17 protein-coding genes and 1 other RNA gene are annotated in these 17,015 nt (G+C 64.2%); 8 read left to right on the top strand and 10 right to left on the bottom strand.

The window, feature by feature from the left end; genetic code table 11:
- Positions 1-63: 63 nt before the first annotated feature.
- A complete protein-coding gene (locus tag D6C00_RS13155) occupies positions 64-579 on the bottom strand; it encodes a DUF1249 domain-containing protein (protein WP_125182123.1) in 516 nt (171 codons plus the stop codon).
- Positions 580-732: 153 nt separating this feature from the next.
- Between D6C00_RS13155 and D6C00_RS13150 the strand changes: the two genes are divergently transcribed.
- Positions 733-2,367, top strand: a complete 1,635-nt coding sequence (locus D6C00_RS13150) for an alpha-D-glucose phosphate-specific phosphoglucomutase (protein WP_125182122.1) — start codon at positions 733-735, stop codon at positions 2,365-2,367.
- A gap of 144 nt (positions 2,368-2,511) precedes the next feature.
- On the opposite strand, the gene D6C00_RS13145 is transcribed toward D6C00_RS13150, so the two are convergent.
- On the bottom strand, positions 2,512-3,330 hold the full coding sequence (locus tag D6C00_RS13145) for a pyruvate, water dikinase regulatory protein (RefSeq protein WP_125182121.1): 819 nt from the start codon (positions 3,328-3,330) through the stop codon (positions 2,512-2,514).
- A gap of 198 nt (positions 3,331-3,528) precedes the next feature.
- Here D6C00_RS13145 and ppsA point away from each other — a divergent pair, with 198 nt between their 5' ends.
- Positions 3,529-5,904 (top strand): phosphoenolpyruvate synthase, encoded by a 2,376-nt coding sequence (gene ppsA / locus D6C00_RS13140; protein ID WP_125182120.1) that lies wholly within the window; start codon positions 3,529-3,531, stop codon positions 5,902-5,904.
- A gap of 397 nt (positions 5,905-6,301) precedes the next feature.
- On the opposite strand, the gene orn is transcribed toward ppsA, so the two are convergent.
- Positions 6,302-6,847, bottom strand: coding sequence for an oligoribonuclease (gene orn, locus D6C00_RS13135; RefSeq protein WP_125182119.1), 546 nt, complete (start codon positions 6,845-6,847; stop codon positions 6,302-6,304).
- A gap of 188 nt (positions 6,848-7,035) precedes the next feature.
- Between orn and D6C00_RS13130 the strand changes: the two genes are divergently transcribed.
- The 4 genes from D6C00_RS13130 to rsgA are packed head-to-tail and all read left to right on the top strand — an operon-like array spanning position 7,036 to position 9,932.
- Complete coding sequence (locus D6C00_RS13130; RefSeq protein ID WP_125182118.1) at positions 7,036-8,289, top strand: M48 family metallopeptidase; 1,254 nt, start codon at positions 7,036-7,038, stop codon at positions 8,287-8,289.
- 13 nt (positions 8,290-8,302) lie between these two features.
- The gene (locus D6C00_RS13125; RefSeq protein ID WP_125182117.1) at positions 8,303-8,584 is read left to right on the top strand and encodes a cytochrome c family protein; all 282 of its coding nucleotides are present in this window, start codon (positions 8,303-8,305) and stop codon (positions 8,582-8,584) included.
- A 22-nt stretch (positions 8,585-8,606) separates the two neighbouring features.
- A complete protein-coding gene (locus tag D6C00_RS13120) occupies positions 8,607-8,954 on the top strand; it encodes a 4a-hydroxytetrahydrobiopterin dehydratase (protein WP_125182116.1) in 348 nt (115 codons plus the stop codon).
- Positions 8,955-8,972: 18 nt separating this feature from the next.
- On the top strand, positions 8,973-9,932 hold the full coding sequence (gene rsgA / locus D6C00_RS13115; RefSeq protein WP_125182115.1) for a ribosome small subunit-dependent GTPase A: 960 nt from the start codon (positions 8,973-8,975) through the stop codon (positions 9,930-9,932).
- An 87-nt stretch (positions 9,933-10,019) separates the two neighbouring features.
- On the opposite strand, the gene D6C00_RS13110 is transcribed toward rsgA, so the two are convergent.
- The 7 genes from D6C00_RS13110 to D6C00_RS13080 all read right to left on the bottom strand — a co-directional run bounded on the left by D6C00_RS13110 (position 10,020) and on the right by D6C00_RS13080 (position 14,749).
- On the bottom strand, positions 10,020-10,364 hold the full coding sequence (locus D6C00_RS13110) for a histidine triad nucleotide-binding protein (protein WP_125182114.1): 345 nt from the start codon (positions 10,362-10,364) through the stop codon (positions 10,020-10,022).
- A 364-nt stretch (positions 10,365-10,728) separates the two neighbouring features.
- Entirely contained in the window at positions 10,729-11,097 is a 369-nt protein-coding gene (locus tag D6C00_RS13105) for a hypothetical protein (RefSeq protein ID WP_125182113.1), read from the bottom strand.
- 55 nt (positions 11,098-11,152) lie between these two features.
- A complete protein-coding gene (recR, locus tag D6C00_RS13100; protein ID WP_125182112.1) occupies positions 11,153-11,749 on the bottom strand; it encodes a recombination mediator RecR in 597 nt (198 codons plus the stop codon).
- Positions 11,750-11,757: 8 nt separating this feature from the next.
- Positions 11,758-12,081, bottom strand: a complete 324-nt coding sequence (locus tag D6C00_RS13095; RefSeq protein WP_125182111.1) for a YbaB/EbfC family nucleoid-associated protein — start codon at positions 12,079-12,081, stop codon at positions 11,758-11,760.
- A 164-nt stretch (positions 12,082-12,245) separates the two neighbouring features.
- Positions 12,246-13,877, bottom strand: coding sequence for a DNA polymerase III subunit gamma/tau (gene dnaX, locus D6C00_RS13090; RefSeq protein WP_125182110.1), 1,632 nt, complete (start codon positions 13,875-13,877; stop codon positions 12,246-12,248).
- 69 nt (positions 13,878-13,946) lie between these two features.
- An RNA gene (gene ffs, locus D6C00_RS13085) (signal recognition particle sRNA small type) lies at positions 13,947-14,043 on the bottom strand.
- 310 nt (positions 14,044-14,353) lie between these two features.
- Positions 14,354-14,749: a DUF4156 domain-containing protein gene (locus tag D6C00_RS13080; protein WP_125182109.1), complete on the bottom strand. Its 396-nt coding sequence runs from the start codon at positions 14,747-14,749 to the stop codon at positions 14,354-14,356.
- Positions 14,750-15,327: 578 nt separating this feature from the next.
- Between D6C00_RS13080 and D6C00_RS13075 the strand changes: the two genes are divergently transcribed.
- On the top strand, positions 15,328-16,143 hold the full coding sequence (locus D6C00_RS13075) for a glycine/sarcosine N-methyltransferase (RefSeq protein WP_125182108.1): 816 nt from the start codon (positions 15,328-15,330) through the stop codon (positions 16,141-16,143).
- On the top strand, positions 16,140-16,988 hold the full coding sequence (locus D6C00_RS13070) for a methyltransferase domain-containing protein (RefSeq protein ID WP_125182107.1): 849 nt from the start codon (positions 16,140-16,142) through the stop codon (positions 16,986-16,988). Before D6C00_RS13075 ends, D6C00_RS13070 begins: the two co-directional genes overlap by 4 nt.
- Positions 16,989-17,015: the final 27 nt, after the last annotated feature.

Here is a 17,015-nt window from a genome sequence, read left to right as displayed (position 1 = left end):
GCAAGGACCCGAAAACAGGGGGAAAACCGGGGAGTTGCGCGGTAGACAGGGAAATCGCGCGGGCTAGCGAACCATCCCGCTGAGAAGTCCCTCCCAGTCCGGGAGCGGGGCGTCGGTCTGTCCGGGGGGTGTGAAGCGGTGCCCCTGGCGCAGGCAGTAGCCGAGCCATTTCTGCAGGAAGCGGTTCATGTACCACTTACGGTCCAGGCTGTAGCGGTTGCGCATCCGGTCATAGACGGCATCCCGCCGCCCGCGCCGGCGCCCGCAGGCAATGACCTCGGCCAGCCTGGCATCGTGATACAGCCGCACCCGGATATCCGGTGCCGGGAACTCACCCTGTTCGTCCGCGAACAGGTAGGTCAGCGTCAGGGTGGTGGTATAACGGCTGCGCTCGTGAATGTACAGATGCAGATCGAGTGCCCTCGGGACCTGCGAGACATAGGTGACATCCAGGTCATAGGCACCCGCCTCCCGCAGCAACTGCCGCAGGCGGATATAGTTGCATTCATAGATCGCCATCAGATCACTGAGATCATTCTGGTGATCGCGCAACCGGGTTTTGGTATCTGTGACCAGCATAGTCGAATCATACCACAGTCATTTGCCGTTCAGGCGACGCTATACCTGTAACGGCCGGCATGCAATATCTTTCAATGCCACTTCAAAGCGGTGCCGGCAGGCTCCATAATATAATGATTCCATCCCTACCCTCAGCAGCAGCAGAGAGCTTCGATGTCAAGTCTTGAAATCCCGACCCGACCCTTCCCCGACCAGCGTCCCGGCACCTCGGGTCTGCGCAAGAAGGTCAGGGTCTTTCAACAGCCGCATTACCTGGAGAACTTCGTCCAGTCCATCTTCGACAGCCTGGAGGGGATCCGGGGCCAGACCCTGGTGGTGGGCGGCGACGGGCGCTACTATAACCGCACCGCCATCCAGACCATCCTGAAGATGGCCGCAGCCAATGGCATCGGCCGTATCCTGGTCGGGCGCGACGGCATCCTTTCCACCCCGGCCGCCTCCTGTGTGATCCGTAAATATCACTGCTTCGGCGGCCTCATCCTCTCGGCCAGCCACAACCCGGCCGGTCCGGAAGAGGATTTCGGCATCAAGTACAACACGGCCAACGGCGGCCCCGCCCCGGAGCGCATTACCGAGGCCATCCATGCACACAGCCGGCGCATCGAGCGCTACCGCATCGTGGAAGCCGGGGATATCGATCTCGCCCGCCCCGGCACAAGCCGGCTGGGCGACATGGACATCGAGGTCATCGACCCGGTGGCGGACTATGCCGACCTGATGGAGCAACTGTTCGATTTCGACCGCATCCGGCAACTGCTCGGTTCGGGGGATTTCGATCTGCGCTTCGACGCCATGCACGCCGTGACCGGGCCCTACGCCGAGGAGATCCTGGTCCGGCGCCTGGGCGCGCCGACCCGCAGCCTGATGCACACGGTGCCGCAGGAGGACTTCGCCGGCGGCCACCCCGACCCTAATCTCACCTATGCCCGGGAGCTGGTGGATATCCTCTATGCCAACGATGCCCCGGATTTCGGGGCAGCCTCCGACGGCGACGGCGATCGCAACATGATATTGGGCCGCCGTTTCTTCGTCACTCCCAGCGACAGCCTCGCCATCCTCACGGCCAATGCCCGCCGGGTACCGGGCTATGCCGACGGAATTGCCGGCGTGGCCCGCTCCATGCCGACCAGCCAGGCCGCCGACCGGGTCGCCGCCGCGCTCGGCATCAAATGCTACGAGACACCCACCGGCTGGAAGTTCTTCGGCAACCTGCTGGACGCCGGCGAGGTCACGCTGTGCGGGGAGGAAAGCTTCGGCACCGGCTCGAATCATGTGCGCGAGAAGGACGGGCTGTGGGCGGTGCTGTTCTGGCTGAACCTGCTGGCGGTCACCGGCAGGTCCGTCGAGCAGCTGGTTAATGACCACTGGGCGACTTACGGCCGCAACTATTATTCCCGTCATGACTACGAGGGCGTCGACAGCGAGGGCGCGAATGCCCTGATGCAGTCCCTGGGACAGCGCCTGCCCGATCTGCAGGGCGGACGTCTGGGCAACTACGAGGTCGCCTATGCCGACGACTTCCGCTACGAGGACCCCATCGACCACAGCGTGAGCGAAGGCCAGGGTATCCGTATCGGTTTCACCGACGGCTCACGCATGGTGTTCCGCCTGTCCGGCACCGGCACCCAGGGCGCGACCCTGCGCGTCTACCTGGAACGCTACGAGGCCGATCCCGACAAACAGCACCAGGATGCCCAGGCCGCACTGGCCGAACTGATCCGCCTGGCCGACGAGGTGGCGGGCATCCGGAAGCATACCGGGCGGGAGGCGCCGTCGGTGATTACGTGAGGGGCAGAGAGGAGTGAGAGGGTTATGAGATTGACGACCGTGAACCCTTTCCGTCACCCCGGCGAAGGCCGGGGTCTATAACCCGCTGCGGTCACTGGATCCCGGCTTTCGCCGGGATGACGCATGGGGATACAGGCACTCTCCTCACTCCTCACTCCTCACTATCCTGACCACACTCGCCGCCAGCTCCTCGATCGACATGCGCGAGCTGTCCAGCACGGGAATATCCAGCCCGCTCAGCAGGGACTCGAACTGCCGGACCTCGTAGCGGCACTGCACCTGTGAGGCGTAGCGGCTGTCCGGGCGGCGCTGCTCACGCACCCGGTGCAGGCGCTCGGGGTCGATGCGCAGGGCGACGAGCTTGTGGCGAAAGGCCTGCAGGCGCTCCGGCAGGCGGGGGCTGTCCAGATCCTCTTCTGTCAACGGATCGTTGGCTGCGCGCAGACCGTACTGCAGGGCCAGGTACAGGGAGGTCGGAGTCTTACCGCTGCGCGACAGACCGATCAGAATCACGTCTGCGTTCTGGTAGCGCTTGACCGCCACGCCGTCATCGGTGGCCAGGGCGAATTCCAGCGCCCCGATACGATCCAGGTAACCGTTGTCCGTCCGGCCGTGGGTCTGACCGCGACGCGGCGTGGCCTGGGTATGCAGGGCCTCGGCCACCGGCTGCAGCAGCAGGGCGTAGATATCGAACACCTGCCCCCGGCAGCCGCGCAGTTGCTCGCGCAGCGCCGGGTCGATCAGGGTGGCGAAGACCAGCGGCGGCTCACCCCGCACCCCGGCGCTGGCATCGATGCGCTCGACCGCCGCCCGCACCGCCTCCGGGCTGTCGACAAAAGACAAGCTATGGATCTCGAACTGCAGTCCGGAGAACTGGGACAGCAGGCTGCGGGCCAGCTTGTCCACCGTGATGCCGGTGTGATCGGACAGCAGAAAGACCGGATAGGCGGACGTTTCGTTCATGTTTTATCCCGTTCAGTGCCGTGGTAGTCTCGATGAAACCCTATACTTCGGAGAAGTTCCGGGCAATTCAATTTTTCGTCATTGCGAGCCAAGCGCGGCAATCTCGTAATCCAGCATCAGCTGGTTGGAGATTGCCGCGGCGCTTCGCGCCTCGCAATGACGATCAGTCAGCACACCCCTCTGTAAACAGGAAATAGAATGAACAGTCTGGTTGTCTGGTTCGAGGATCTGAGCATCGATGACGTGCCCCGCGTGGGCGGCAAGAACGCCTCGCTCGGTGAGATGGTACGTGAACTGACCGCGGCCGGCGTGCAGGTGCCAGGCGGCTTCGCCACCACCGCCGACGCCTATCGCACCTTCCTTGCCCATGAGAGCCTGGATCAGCGCATCTATGCCGCCCTGCGCGAACTCGACATCGAGGACGTTCAGGCCCTGAGCCGTAGCGGCGGTGAAATCCGCCAATGGATCATGGACACGCCCTTCCCCGCCGAACTGGAATCGGCCATCCGCGAGGCCTATTCCGGGATGGAGCGCCGCCATGGTGAAGGCGTTTCGGTGGCGGTCCGCTCTTCGGCCACGGCCGAGGACCTGCCCAGTGCCTCCTTCGCCGGTCAGCAGGAGACCTTCCTCAACGTCGCCGGCATCGACGCGGTGCTGCATGCCGTCAAGGGCGTATTCGCTTCCCTGTTCAACGACCGCGCCATCACCTACCGCGAGCATCACGGCTTCGACCACGACCAGGTCGCGCTGTCGGCCGGCATCCAGCGCATGGTGCGCAGTGACATCGGCGCCTCGGGCGTGATGTTCACCCTGGATACCGAATCCGGTTTTCGTGACGCCGTCTTCATCACCGCCGCCTTCGGACTGGGCGAGACCGTGGTCCAGGGCGCGGTCAATCCGGATGAGTTCTATCTCCACAAGCCGCTGCTGCGCGAGGGCCGGCCCGCCATCATCCGCCGCACCCGCGGCGATAAGGCGATAAGAATGATCTACCGCGAGGCCGCGCCGGGCGAGACACCGGTGGAGACCGTGGATGTCCCCGAGGCCGAACGGCTGCAGTTCGCCCTCAACGACGCGGAGCTGATCGAGCTCGGCCGCCAGGCCATCGCCATCGAGGACCACTATGGCCGTCCCATGGACATCGAGTGGGCGAAGGATGGCGAGGACGGCGGGTTGTTCATCGTCCAGGCCCGGCCCGAGACGGTCAAGAGCCGCAGCAACGCCCTGCAGCTGGAAGAATACAGGCTGCACGAGCGCGGCGAGGCCCTGGCCGAGGGCCGTGCCATCGGCGGACGCATCGGCGACGGCCGCGCCCGTATCGTCGACAGTATCGAGGACATGCACCGGGTCGAGGCCGGCGACGTGCTGGTCACCGACATGACCGACCCGGACTGGGAACCGGTGATGAAACGCGCCGCCGCCATCGTCACCAACCGCGGCGGCCGCACCTGCCACGCCGCCATCATCGCCCGCGAGCTGGGTATCCCGGCGGTAGTCGGCTGCGGCGATGCCACCGAAGCGGTCCCCGACGGCGAGCCGGTGACCGTCTCGTGCGCCGAGGGTGATACCGGTTATGTCTACCGCGGCAAGCTGGATTACGAACGCAGCACTCATGATCTGGACAATCTGCCGGAACTGCCGGTGAAGATCATGATGAACGTCGCCAACCCCGACCAGGCCTTCAACTTCCAGGCCCTGCCCAATCACGGTGTCGGGCTGGCCCGGCTGGAATTCATCATCAACAAGTCCATCGCCGTGCATCCGCGCGCGGTGCTGGAATACGCCGACCAGTCCGACGATATCAAACAACAGATCGACCGGCTGACAGCCGGTTATACCGACCCGGTCAGCTTCTATGTCGACAAGCTGGCCGAGGGCATCAGCACCATCGCCGCCGCCTTCTGGCCGAAGAAGGTGATCGTGCGCCTGTCGGACTTCAAGTCCAACGAATACGCCCACCTGCTCGGCGGGGCACAGTACGAGCCCGAGGAGGAAAACCCGATGCTGGGTTTCCGCGGCGCGGCGCGCTACATCAGCGAGGCCTTCCGCCCCTGCTTCGAGCTGGAGTGCCGGGCGCTGAACAAGGTGCGAAAGGAAATCGGCCTGACCAATGTCGATGTCATGATTCCCTTCGTGCGCACCCTGCAGGAGGCGGAACAGGTGGTCTCACTGCTCGCCGACAACGACCTCAGGCGCGGCGAGGACGACCTGCGCGTCATCATGATGTGCGAGCTGCCCTCCAACCCGCTGCTGGCCGGAGATTTCCTTGAGCACTTCGACGGCTTTTCCATCGGTTCCAACGACCTTACCCAGCTCACCCTCGGGCTGGACCGCGACTCCGGTCTGGTGTCGGAGGGCTTCGATGAACGCAATCCGGCGGTAAAGGCGCTGATCGCGATGGCGATCGAGAAATGCAGGAAGCAGGGGAAATACATCGGCATCTGCGGCCAGGGGCCCTCGGATCACCCCGATCTCGCCGCCTGGCTGATCGAACAGGGCATCGAGACCATCTCCCTCAACCCCGACAGCGTGCTCAAGACCTGGCTCCACCTGGCGAAGCGGACTCAGGACTAACCGCGGTAGTATTCAGGCCACGGATAAACACGGATATCAAATACGCTAAACCGCCAAGGCGAAGAAGGCGCGCGAAGGAATGCTGTGTGGTCTTTGGTGTGAAGTAACAGGCACAGGCCGGAATAAGGGTCGTATAGCCCGTTTCCGGCATTGTGGACAACGGATGCCGGGAACGCTTCGCTTATCCCGGCCTACGGACCAGCTCCTTCCCGTCATCCCCGCGCAGGCGGGGATCCAGTTGCCACGGCGGCTTATGGATTCCCGCCTGCGCGGGAATGACGGTGTCCGTGGAGTTATTCAGGGGTCGAGAAAACTTTGCGCGCCTTCGTCGCCTTGGCGGTTTAAAGCTTTTTACATCCGTGTTCATCCGTGGCTGAAATACCACAAAACCCCAAACTCACAACCGGATGAAATGCTCACGATAGAAGCGCAGCTCCTCGATGGACTCGCGGATGTCGTCCAGCGCCTGATGGGTGGCCTTCTTGGTGAAGCGGGACAGCAGGTCCGGCGCCCAGCGGGCGGCCAGTTCCTTGAGGGTGCTCACGTCCAGGTTGCGGTAATGGAACCAGGCCTCGAGTTCGGGCATGCAGCGGGCGAGAAAACGCCGGTCCTGACAGATGCTGTTGCCGCACATGGGAGACTTACCCTGAGGCACGTGCTGGCGCAGGAACTCCAGGGTCTGTTGCTCGGCGGCGCGTTCATCGAGCCTGCTGTTCTTGACCCGCTCGATCAGGCCGGACTCGCCGTGGGTCTTGCGGTTCCAGTCGTCCATGGCCTTCATCAACGCCTCGTCCTGGTGCACCGCCAGTACCGGGCCCTCGGCGACCAGGTTGAGATTGGCGTCGGTGACGATGGTGGCGATCTCGATGATCCGGTCGTTCTGGGTATCCAGACCGGTCATTTCCAGATCGATCCAGATAAGGTTGTTCGGGTCCTGGGCCATGGTATTCAGTGAGATTTCCTGTGGTTGAGGATCCCGGCCATGCTACCGAATGGCCCCGGCAAAGGCCAGCGCCGTCCGCCATCAGCGAAACACCGGAGATTGCGCGGGTTTGCCTGCGTGGACGCTGGCCGGGCCTGGTCGCCGGTGAGTATAATCCGGGACAATCCTCAGCCACACGCCGGCATGCCATGAATCTCTATACCACCATCTTTCTCGTCATGTTGGTCGCCACCGCCGCCACCCAGTGGTGGCTGGCATCGCGCCACATGCATTTCATCCGTCGGCACCGCGATCAGGTGCCCGCGGCCTTTCGCGACCATATCCCGCTGGATGCCCATCGCAAGGCCGCCGACTACACCCTGGCCAGGACCCGACTGGGACTGATCGAGGGCGTATACGGCTATCTGATCCTGCTGGCCTGGACCCTGGGCGGCGGGCTGGCGCTGCTGAACGGCGCCTGGTCGATGCTGGAGTGGAGCCCGCTGTGGAGCGGGGTGGCGGTCATCCTGAGCCTGTTCGTCGTCTCCAGCCTGCTGGACCTGCCGTTTTCGCTCTATCACACCTTCGGACTGGAGGCGCGGTTCGGCTTCAACCGCACCGACATGAAAACCTTCATCGGCGACATGCTGAAAAACGCCCTGCTTCTGCTACTGCTCGGCACGCCGCTGATCGCCCTGGTGCTGTGGCTGATGCAGGCCTCGGGCAGCCTCTGGTGGCTGTATGTCTGGATCGTCTGGATGGGCTTCACCCTGCTGATGCTGTGGGCCTACCCCGCCTTCATCGCGCCCCTGTTCAACAAGTTCAGCCCGCTGGAGGACAGCGAGCTCAGACAGCGCATCGAATCGCTGCTCAAGCGCTGCGGTTTCACCAGCAACGGCATCTTCGTCATGGACGGCTCCAAACGCTCCGGTCACGGCAATGCCTATTTCACCGGCCTGGGCGAGAACAAGCGCATCGTCTTCTTCGACACCCTGCTCAAGTCGCTGGACCCGGACGAGGTCGAGGCCGTGCTGGCCCACGAACTTGGACATTTCAAGCACAAACACGTGCACAAGCGGCTGGCCTCCATGGCCCTGTTGAGCCTGGCCGGACTGGCGGCACTGGGCTGGCTGATCCAGCAGCCGGCCTTCTTCCATGGCCTGGGCGTGAACGAGCCTTCGCTGCACATGGGCCTGATCCTGTTCCTGCTGGTCAGCCCGCTGTTCGGCTTCTTCCTGTCGCCGCTGATGAACGCCCTCTCGCGCAAGCACGAGTTCGAGGCCGATGCCTACGCCGCCAGCCAGACCCGCGCCGGCGACCTGGTCCAGGCCCTGGTCAAGCTGTACCGGGAGAACGCCAGTACCCTGACCCCGGACCCGCTGTATTCCACCTTCTATGATTCGCACCCACCCGCGCCGGTGCGGGTGGCACAGCTGAACGCCAACAGCAGGCAGCCTGCCTGAAGGAGCGTACACAATGGCTATTCGTCTGACACCCCTCGCCCTGAGCCTCGGTTTACTGGCGTCTGCCCCGGTGGCAGCGGCCGACATCCAGGCCGGAAAGAATCTGCACGACCAGCACTGCATGCAGTGTCATGACAGCGGCGTCTATACCCGTGAGGACCGCCGGGTCAATTCACTGGCAGGCCTGACCAAACAGGTACGGCGTTGCGAGCAGAGCCTGGGCTTGAAATGGTTCGACGAGGACATCGAGAATGTGGTGCAGTACCTGAATCAGAACCACTACCATTTCGAGTGATCGTGTTGAAGGAGCACCCGCCATGTTCACACCGCTCAAGGAACAGCACTGCAAACCGCTGCCCAAGGGCAGCCCGGCGCTGGTCCTGGACCAGGCCCAGGACAAGCTGAGCCAGCTGCATGACGACTGGGCGCTGGACCGGGACACACCCGCCCTGGTGCGCAGCTTCAAGTTCAGGGATTTCTACCACACCGTCGCCTTCGTCAACGCCGTGGCCTGGATCGCCAACCAGGAGGATCATCACCCCGACCTGGAGGTCAGCTACAATCGCTGCGTGGTGCATTTCACCACCCATTCGGTGGGCGGGCTGTCGGACAACGACTTCATCTGCGCAGCCCGGGTGGATGCCCTGGAAGCCGACGACGCCTGAGCCACGCCGGGACACAATATGCCGCGCCGTTCCCCGCTGAAACCCCGTGCCGAGTCTTCAGCGGACGGCGACCGCCATCCCGGTCTGATCATCCGGCATCACGGCCGCGGCGCCTTGGTGGAGACCCCGGCCGGAAACCGGCTGGAGTGCACCGCCCGCAAGCGGATCCGGGATCTGGCCTGCGGCGACCGGATCGAATGGTCCCCCGCCGGCGACGGCCAGGGCGTGATCGAACAGGTACTGCCCCGCCGTAGCGTGCTCACCCGCCCTGATCACCGGGGCCGGCCGCGGGCGCTGGCGGCCAACATCGATCAGCTGCTGATCGTCCTCGCCCCGGAACCGGAACCCACTGCGGCACTCATCGACCGCTACCTCATCGCCGCCGAACTGATGCCGGCCCGGGCGGCCCTGGTCCTGAACAAGTCCGACCGGCTGACCCCGGCCAACCGCACCGACATCGACCGTATGCTGGATGAATTCAGCGCCCTGGAAATCCCGGTTGTGCGCGTCAACACCCGCGAGGCCAACGCACTCACGCCCCTGACCGGGCTGCTGTCGACCCATACCAGCATCCTGGTCGGCCAGTCCGGCGTGGGCAAATCCTCACTGGTCAATGCCCTGCTCCCGGAGCACGAACTGCGGGTGGGCGAGCTGTCCGAGGCCAGCGGCCAGGGCCGCCACACCACCTCCGATACCACCCTCTATCATCTGCCCGGCGGAGGGGACCTGATCGACTCGCCCGGCGTGCGCGACTTCCATCTCTGGCACCTGGACAAGACCGAACTGGCGCAGGGGTTCCGGGAATTCGCCGACTATGCGCAGCAATGCCGCTTCCACAACTGCCGCCACCTGAACGAGCCCGGCTGCGCCGTGCAGGCGGCGGTGGACGCCGGCGACATCAGCGCGCGGCGGCTGGAGAGCTACCGCAAACTGTATGCGCAGCTGGAAGCGGCCGAGGGGCGGCTGGGTGATTATTAAGATCATAGACCGGAATTAATTCCGGCTTAATTTTATGTCTCTGCGTCTTCGCGCCTTTGCGCTGACGTCACGAGGGCCCGGACCACCTCACCCCGGCGGCCACTGCATGGGCCGGCCGCCGAGCACGTGCAGATGCAGGTGAAACACCGACTGGCCGGCCTCCTCCAGGCAATTCATGACGGTGCGGTAGCCGCGGCTGTCCAGACCGTCGATGCGCGCGACCTCCTGGGCGGCCAGGTACATCCTGCCGACCAGTTCGGCGTGCGCCGGCTGCAGGTCATTGAGGGTGGCGATGTGCTGCCTGGGAATCACCAGCACATGGGTCGGGGCCTGGGGATTGATGTCGCGGAAGGCGATGACATCGTCGTTTTCCAGTACCGTGTCGGGCTTGATCTCGCCGGCGGCCATCTTGCAGAACAGACAGTCGGTCATCGGGCTCGCTCCTTGTGGTCGTTACCTGTTTCCAGGGATTATAGCCACGGATGAACACGGATAATAAGAAACGATTTGTGTGAGTCGCGAATGAACGCGGATAAACGCAAATAATTCAAAACACCTTTATCAACCCGTAGGCCGGGATAAGCACAGTGTTCCCGGCATCCATCCGTTGACCACAATGCCGGATACGGGCCATACGACCCCTGTTCAGGCCCACGATCTGACGCGCTTCACAATGACGAGTAGTTTTATTATTCGCGTTTATTCGCGTTCATTCGCGGCTTATACGAATTATTTCAGGTTGCATCCGTGTTCATCCGTAGCTCGAATACCGCCCCGGCATGAAGCACCCACAGGCTCAAATGAAATAATCGACCGCGGTGCCGCGGTTGGCGTCGGGCTGGATGAGGTCGCGGGTGTGGGCAAGATAGGCACCGACGGCCTGGCGGCCGGCGGAATTGGCGGCCGCACTGCTGCCGTTTCCGGCATCGTCTCCGGCCTCGAACAGGCGCGAGCGCAGGAAATCACTGGTGGGGCTGTAGTGGCGCTCGCCGCGGCCGCGCTGGAGCAGCTCGCCCTGGATGACCTGCTCGACGGCGTCCCCCGGACGGCGGGTGGCGGCGGCCTCGAGCAACGGCTCCACTCCCCGGTTGCGCGGGGTGTGGGAACCGGCCGGCGTGGGCAGGCCCGGGCCGTGAGCGATGACGGGTAAGCGAGAGACGTCCATTCCGTGACCGTACCTTCCCTTGTGACCGGGTGCGGCTTACTGACGAGAACGCAGGTTAAAGATCCCGGCGGCCGCTGAAGGCGTGCGACAGGGTACCGCCGTCCACATATTCTAGTTCACCCCCGAGCGGGATGCCATGCGCCAGCCGTGTGGCCCGGATGCCGTGGCTGCGGGCCAGATCGGCGATGTACTGGGCCGTGGCCTCGCCCTCCACGGTCGGATTGGTGGCCAGGATGATCTCGGCCACCTCGCCCCGGGCCAGACGTTCGGCCAGCCGGTCCAGGCCGATGTCGGCCGGGCCGATGCCGTCCAGCGGCGAGAGATGGCCCATGAGGACGAAATACAGGCCGCGGAAATCGGTGGCCTGTTCCACGGCCACGATGTCGGCCGGGGTCTCGACCACACACAGCTGGCCGCGGTCGCGGCTGTCACTGCGGCAGATGCCGCAGACCGGCTCCTCGGTCAGGGTGCGGCACTGCTCGCAGTGGCCCACCTTGTCGATGGCCTCCTCCAGGGCGGCGGCCAGACGCCGCCCGCCCTCGCGGTCGCGCTCCAGCAGCTGGAAGGCCATGCGCTGGGCCGACTTGGGCCCCACGCCGGGCAGGCAGCGCAGCGCCTCGACCAGGCGCTGGATCGCCGGGGACAGGGTCATGATTGCAGTTAAAAGGGCATCTTGAAGCCGGGCGGCAGACCCATGCCGGCGGTCAGCCCGGACATCTTCTCCTGGGTGGTCGCCTCGGCCTTGTGCACGGCATCGTTCATGGCGGCGGCGATCAGGTCCTCGAGCATCTCCTTGTCGTCGCCGATCAGACTGTCGTCGATGTTGACCCGGCGCACCTCGTTGCGGCAGGTCATGACCACCGAGACCATGCCGCCGCCGGCCTGGCCGGTGACCTCGACATTGGCCAGTTCCTGCTGGGCCTTCTCCATGTTGGCCTGCATCTGCTGGGCCTGCTTCATGATGTTGCCTAGTCCGCCTTTCATTGCCTTTCCTCTCAATAGTTTCCGGATAAACCCAGATCAACGATCTGAAGGTTTACACAGCAGTCTGAAATCCCGGCTGACACGCCGAATACACCGTCATTCCCGCGAAGGCGGGGATGACGCCGTGTAACTGTAGCCTTGCATCCTTACTCCTTAGTGAGCATTCATGCATCGTCCAGGGGCCGGATGCTGTCGGGCTGGACCCTGGCATTGAAGGTGTCCTGCAGCGCGCGGACGGTCTCGTCCCCGGCAATGGCGCTCTCGGCGGCCTGCTGGCGCTCCTGCGCCATCCGGGCCTGCTGCCGGGCCGGGGTCTCGGCGGCCGGCTGCGCGTCACTGCCGCTGTCGATCTCCAGCCGCACCTCGCGCCCCAGGCAGCGATTCAGGGCCTCCCCCAGCTTGCCCTGCAGCGCCGGGGTGAGCAGGTGCTGATGGGCCGGGTCCAGGTGCAGCTGCACGCGGTTTTCCTCGCAACTGAGCAGGGTGCAGTTCTCCGCCAGCTGTCCGGCCAGCCCACGCAGCCCCATGGCGGCGATCAGGCCCGGCCAGTCATCGCCAGCGGGCGGGGCGGCACCGGGCGCCGTGGACGCAGGGGATTCCCCGGCAGGGGCGGAGGCGCGGGCAGCCGCAGACGCGCCGGCAGCGGCGCTGCCCGCCCGGGCCGGTCGCGCCGTGCCGGCGGCCGGGGCCGGGCTGTCGCTGCCGGCCGCCGCCGGGCGGAAACTGAGCATGCGCAGCAGGATCATCTCCAGCCCGCCACGCGGGTCCGGCGCCAGCGGCAGGTCGCGCCGCCCGATCAGGCCGATCTGGTAGAACAGCTGCACATCCTCGGGACTCAGGGCCGCGGCCAGTTCGGCGATCACCTCGGGGGCATCGGCATACTCGTCCACCCCGCCGTCGGGCAGGGCCTGGTGGACCGCGATGCGCTGCAGCACCGACAGCAGCTCGGCCAGCAGGGCGGCGAAATCGGTGCTGCGCTCGGCGGCATCAGCGACCCGCGCCAGCAGCGCCCTGCCGTCTCCGGCGGCCAGCGCCCGTACCAGATCGTAGACGAACTCGCGCTCGATGGTACCCAGCATGGTGCGGACCTCGGCCTCTCCGACCTCGCCGCCACCGTAGGCGATGGCCTGGTCCAGCAGACTCAGCCCGTCACGCATGCTGCCGTCGGCAACGCGGGCCAGCTCGCGCAGGGCACCCGGCTCGGCCTTGATGCCCTCACGCTCCAGGATCTGTTCCAGGTAGTCGCGGATCTGCTCCGGCGGCAGGCGCTTGAGGTTGAACTGCAGGCAGCGCGACAGGATGGTCACGGGCAGCTTCTGCGGATCGGTGGTCGCCAGCAGGAACTTCACATGCGGCGGCGGCTCCTCCAGGGTCTTGAGCAGGGCGTTGAAACTGTGGTTGGAGAACATGTGCACCTCGTCGATGAGATACACCTTGTAGCGTCCGCGGGTGGGCGCGTACTGGACGTTCTCCAGCAGCTCGCGGGTCTCGTCGACCTTGGTGCGGGAGGCGGCGTCGACCTCGATCAGATCCACGAAGCGGCCCTCGTCGATCTCGCGGCAGGCCGAGCATTCGCCGCAGGGCTGTGAACCCACGCCGGTCTCGCAGTTCAGCGACTTGGCCAGAATGCGCGCCAGCGTGGTCTTGCCCACGCCGCGGGTGCCGGTGAACAGGTAGGCATGATGCAGACGGTCGTTGTCCAGCGCGTTGACCAGCGCGCGCAGGACATGGGCCTGGCCCACCAGCTCGGTGAAGCTGCGCGGCCGCCATTTGCGGGCAAGAACCTGATAGGACATTTACATACTTGAATACGCTAAAGGCCGCACGCGGCCGTAGGAGGCATATATAGAGTAATAGGAGGCGGCCTGTACCCGCCACACTCCGGCACCCGAGTCCACTGCTGCCGCTGCTCCCTTCCGGGCCTGACGGGGTTCACAGCTTATCGTTGCGGAGGGACCGGCACAAGCCACCATTGAACGGTACTGCAAGGAGGGCGCAGGGTATAACAGTTTCCCACTTTCATCAATCGCTTACTAAGACAATTATAAACAACGCCTCATTCAGAGCCACCCCCAGGGTGCAGATCAAGGCGCAGTGCGTAAGGCAATGGCCCGGCCCTTGTCAAGCGCTGCAACGCCGAGCTGCGCCCTGGGGGTGGCTCCCTGCGGGCGGGCCTCTGGGCGGCCATCCGCGGCGTTGCGCCTTGCGGCCTGACCGCTCAGAGACCCGCTGAATGAGGCTTTGTTTATGATTGTCTTAGTGGCGCCGGGTTTCAGCGCAGGGGAAACACCTCGGCGCCGTCGGAGCCGGCCTCCTCCTGCCGGGGCCGACTGCAGTCATAAACTGCGTAGGTGCGCTCGCCATCGACGATCTCCGTCTCGGCGACCACCCGGTCGCCGTCCATGCGCGCGGCGCTGTTGCGCGCCAGGGTGTCCAGTTCCTGCTCCAGCTTGCGGTAGCTGCGCGGAACCCCCGCCAGACGGTCCAGCACCGAGACCCGGGTGGTGCCGACCCTGTGGCAGTCGGCCACCGCATCGGTCTGCACCACTTCCACCTGCGCGCCCTCATCCGTCGGCTCGACCCAGGTACAGCCCGTCATCAGCAACACGGCACCCGCGGCGAGTCCGCCACCCGTCCAGTGACCGGCGCACCACAGTTTGTCTAACATGAATCTGTCAATCCTTTATGTATGTATGATCACTCATCTCACCGCGGGCCGTCCCGCGGCAGCGCCATCCGACATCAGCCTGCCACGCCGGGACACACCGGGCAACATCGCCGGCATAGCCCAGGCGGAACGGTTTTCCCGCCTAATTCCCGATTATATCCCGGGAATATCCAAGACACTTGTAATAATTGGAAAAAACCCGGGTTTCACGCCCCCGTCCAACCGGGGACACACAATTAAACCGGAATCGGGGGTGAAAATTAACTCGGAAATCTGTAAGATATGCGGACTAATACATCACGGGTCAGCGTTACCGTCCCTCCATGACACGGCGAACGCGACTGTCTCTGCCCTGAAGCGGGCAACGGTGTAACACTTCCGTCATCGTGTATTTATCCGGCGGGCCACAGGGTCCGCGACCTTGAATCAGTATCAGGACGAGATGTCCTGTTCGCGATAAACGACAACTGGTGCCAAACCATCCCGGCGGAAGGTGAATACCAGAAGTTAAGCGTAACCACCCGCTTTGCACGAGATCGCCCGTAGGACCGTTTGGCACCGCAACGGGAGGAAATACTGTGCAAAAAACTGCCCAGCAGAATTATGGCGACGACCCCCTCAAGGTCCGCGACACCGACCAGTACAAGGATGAATATGTCCACGGCTTCGTCGACAAGTGGGACGAACTGATCGACTGGGACGGCCGCGCCAACAGCGAAGGCGATTTCTTCATCCAGGCCCTCAAGGAACGCGGCGCCAAGAAGATCCTCGACGTGGCCTCCGGCACGGGCTTTCACTCCGTACAGCTGATGAAGGCCGGCTTCGAAGTAACCAGCGCGGACGGCAGTCCGGAAATGCTGGCCAAGGCCTTCGAGAATGCCCGCAAGCGCGGCCACATCCTGCGCACCGTCCATGCCGACTGGCGCTGGCTGAACCGTGACGTTCACGATCTCTATGATGCGGTTATCTGCCTGGGTAACTCCTTTACCCACCTGCATAACGAAAACGACCGCCGCAAGGCCCTGGCCGAGTTCTACGCCACCCTGCGTCACGACGGCATCCTGATCCTGGATCAGCGCAACTACGACGCCATCCTGGATCACAAGATCCAGCCGACGCATAACTATTACTACTGCGGCGACAACGTCAGCGCCTCGCCGGAATATGTCGACGACTCGCTGGCCCGGTTCCGTTACGAGTTCCCCGACAAGTCCGTCTATCACCTGAACATGTTCCCGCTGCGCAAGGACTACACGCGGCGCCTGATGAAGGAAGTGGGCTTCCAGAAGGTCACCACCTACGGCGACTTCCAGGAGACCTACCGCGAGGCAGAGCCGGACTTCTACATCCATATCGCTGAGAAGAACTATCATCAGCAGGAGGATAATGAATGAGTACCACCCCATCCTATTCCGAGGTCGTGGAAACGGCACGCAGTTACTACAACAGCGACGACGCCGACAACTTCTACTACCACGTCTGGGGCGGTGAAGACATCCATATCGGCCTGTACCGGGACGACCAGGAACCCATTGCCGATGCCAGCCGCCGCACCGTGGAGCGCATCGCATCCAAGCTCGACAATCTGGGGCCGGACAGCTACGTCCTGGACGTGGGCGCCGGCTATGGCGGCGCCGCCCGCTACCTGGCGAAGACCTACGGCTGCAGGGTCGTTGCGCTCAACCTGAGCGAGAAGGAGAACGAACGCGACCGGCAGATGAACAAGGAGCAGGGCCTGGACCACCTGATCGAGGTGGTCGACGGCAACTTCGAGAACCTGCCCTACGACAGCGGGACCTTCGACGTGGTCTGGTCGCAGGACTCCTTCCTGCACAGCGGCCATCGCGACAAGGTGATCTCGGAGGCCGCGCGCGTGCTCAAGCCCGGCGGCGAGCTGATCTTCACCGACCCCATGCAGGCCGACGACTGCCCCGAGGACGTGCTGCAGCCGGTCTATGACCGCATCCACCTCAGCAGCCTGGGCTCGATCGGCTTCTACCGCGAGCAGGCCGCCCGCAACGGCCTGAAGGAGATCGAGGTCGAGGATCTGACCGAGCGCCTGCCCGTCCATTACGGCCGCGTGCGCGAGGAACTGACCCGCAACCGCGAGGATCTGGTGAACAGGGTCTCCGAGGAGTACATTGACCGCATGATCACCGGTCTGGGCCACTGGGTCGACGCCGGCAACAAGGGCTACCTGAGCTGGGGCATCCTGCATTTCCGCAAGACCGCGGACTGAGGCCGTCACCGGCCACTGACCGAATCC

This window comes from Thiohalobacter thiocyanaticus, from assembly GCF_003932505.1.
Lineage (GTDB): Bacteria > Pseudomonadota > Gammaproteobacteria > Thiohalobacterales > Thiohalobacteraceae > Thiohalobacter > Thiohalobacter thiocyanaticus.
This window is presented reverse-complemented; position numbering and strand designations above follow the sequence as displayed.

Coding starts and splice junctions, on each gene's coding strand:
- D6C00_RS13070 (WP_125182107.1), top strand. CDS start 16,140: ATGAGTACCACCCCATCCTATTCCGAGGTCGTGGAAACGGCACGCAGT.
- D6C00_RS13105 (WP_125182113.1), bottom strand. CDS start 11,097: ATGGACGTCTCTCGCTTACCCGTCATCGCTCACGGCCCGGGCCTGCCC.
- D6C00_RS13145 (WP_125182121.1), bottom strand. CDS start 3,330: ATGAACGAAACGTCCGCCTATCCGGTCTTTCTGCTGTCCGATCACACC.
- dnaX (WP_125182110.1), bottom strand. CDS start 13,877: ATGTCCTATCAGGTTCTTGCCCGCAAATGGCGGCCGCGCAGCTTCACC.
- D6C00_RS13130 (WP_125182118.1), top strand. CDS start 7,036: ATGAATCTCTATACCACCATCTTTCTCGTCATGTTGGTCGCCACCGCC.
- recR (WP_125182112.1), bottom strand. CDS start 11,749: ATGACCCTGTCCCCGGCGATCCAGCGCCTGGTCGAGGCGCTGCGCTGC.
- D6C00_RS13120 (WP_125182116.1), top strand. CDS start 8,607: ATGTTCACACCGCTCAAGGAACAGCACTGCAAACCGCTGCCCAAGGGC.
- D6C00_RS13080 (WP_125182109.1), bottom strand. CDS start 14,749: ATGTTAGACAAACTGTGGTGCGCCGGTCACTGGACGGGTGGCGGACTC.
- D6C00_RS13155 (WP_125182123.1), bottom strand. CDS start 579: ATGCTGGTCACAGATACCAAAACCCGGTTGCGCGATCACCAGAATGAT.
- D6C00_RS13150 (WP_125182122.1), top strand. CDS start 733: ATGTCAAGTCTTGAAATCCCGACCCGACCCTTCCCCGACCAGCGTCCC.
- D6C00_RS13125 (WP_125182117.1), top strand. CDS start 8,303: ATGGCTATTCGTCTGACACCCCTCGCCCTGAGCCTCGGTTTACTGGCG.
- orn (WP_125182119.1), bottom strand. CDS start 6,847: ATGGCCCAGGACCCGAACAACCTTATCTGGATCGATCTGGAAATGACC.
- rsgA (WP_125182115.1), top strand. CDS start 8,973: ATGCCGCGCCGTTCCCCGCTGAAACCCCGTGCCGAGTCTTCAGCGGAC.
- ppsA (WP_125182120.1), top strand. CDS start 3,529: ATGAACAGTCTGGTTGTCTGGTTCGAGGATCTGAGCATCGATGACGTG.
- D6C00_RS13095 (WP_125182111.1), bottom strand. CDS start 12,081: ATGAAAGGCGGACTAGGCAACATCATGAAGCAGGCCCAGCAGATGCAG.
- D6C00_RS13110 (WP_125182114.1), bottom strand. CDS start 10,364: ATGACCGACTGTCTGTTCTGCAAGATGGCCGCCGGCGAGATCAAGCCC.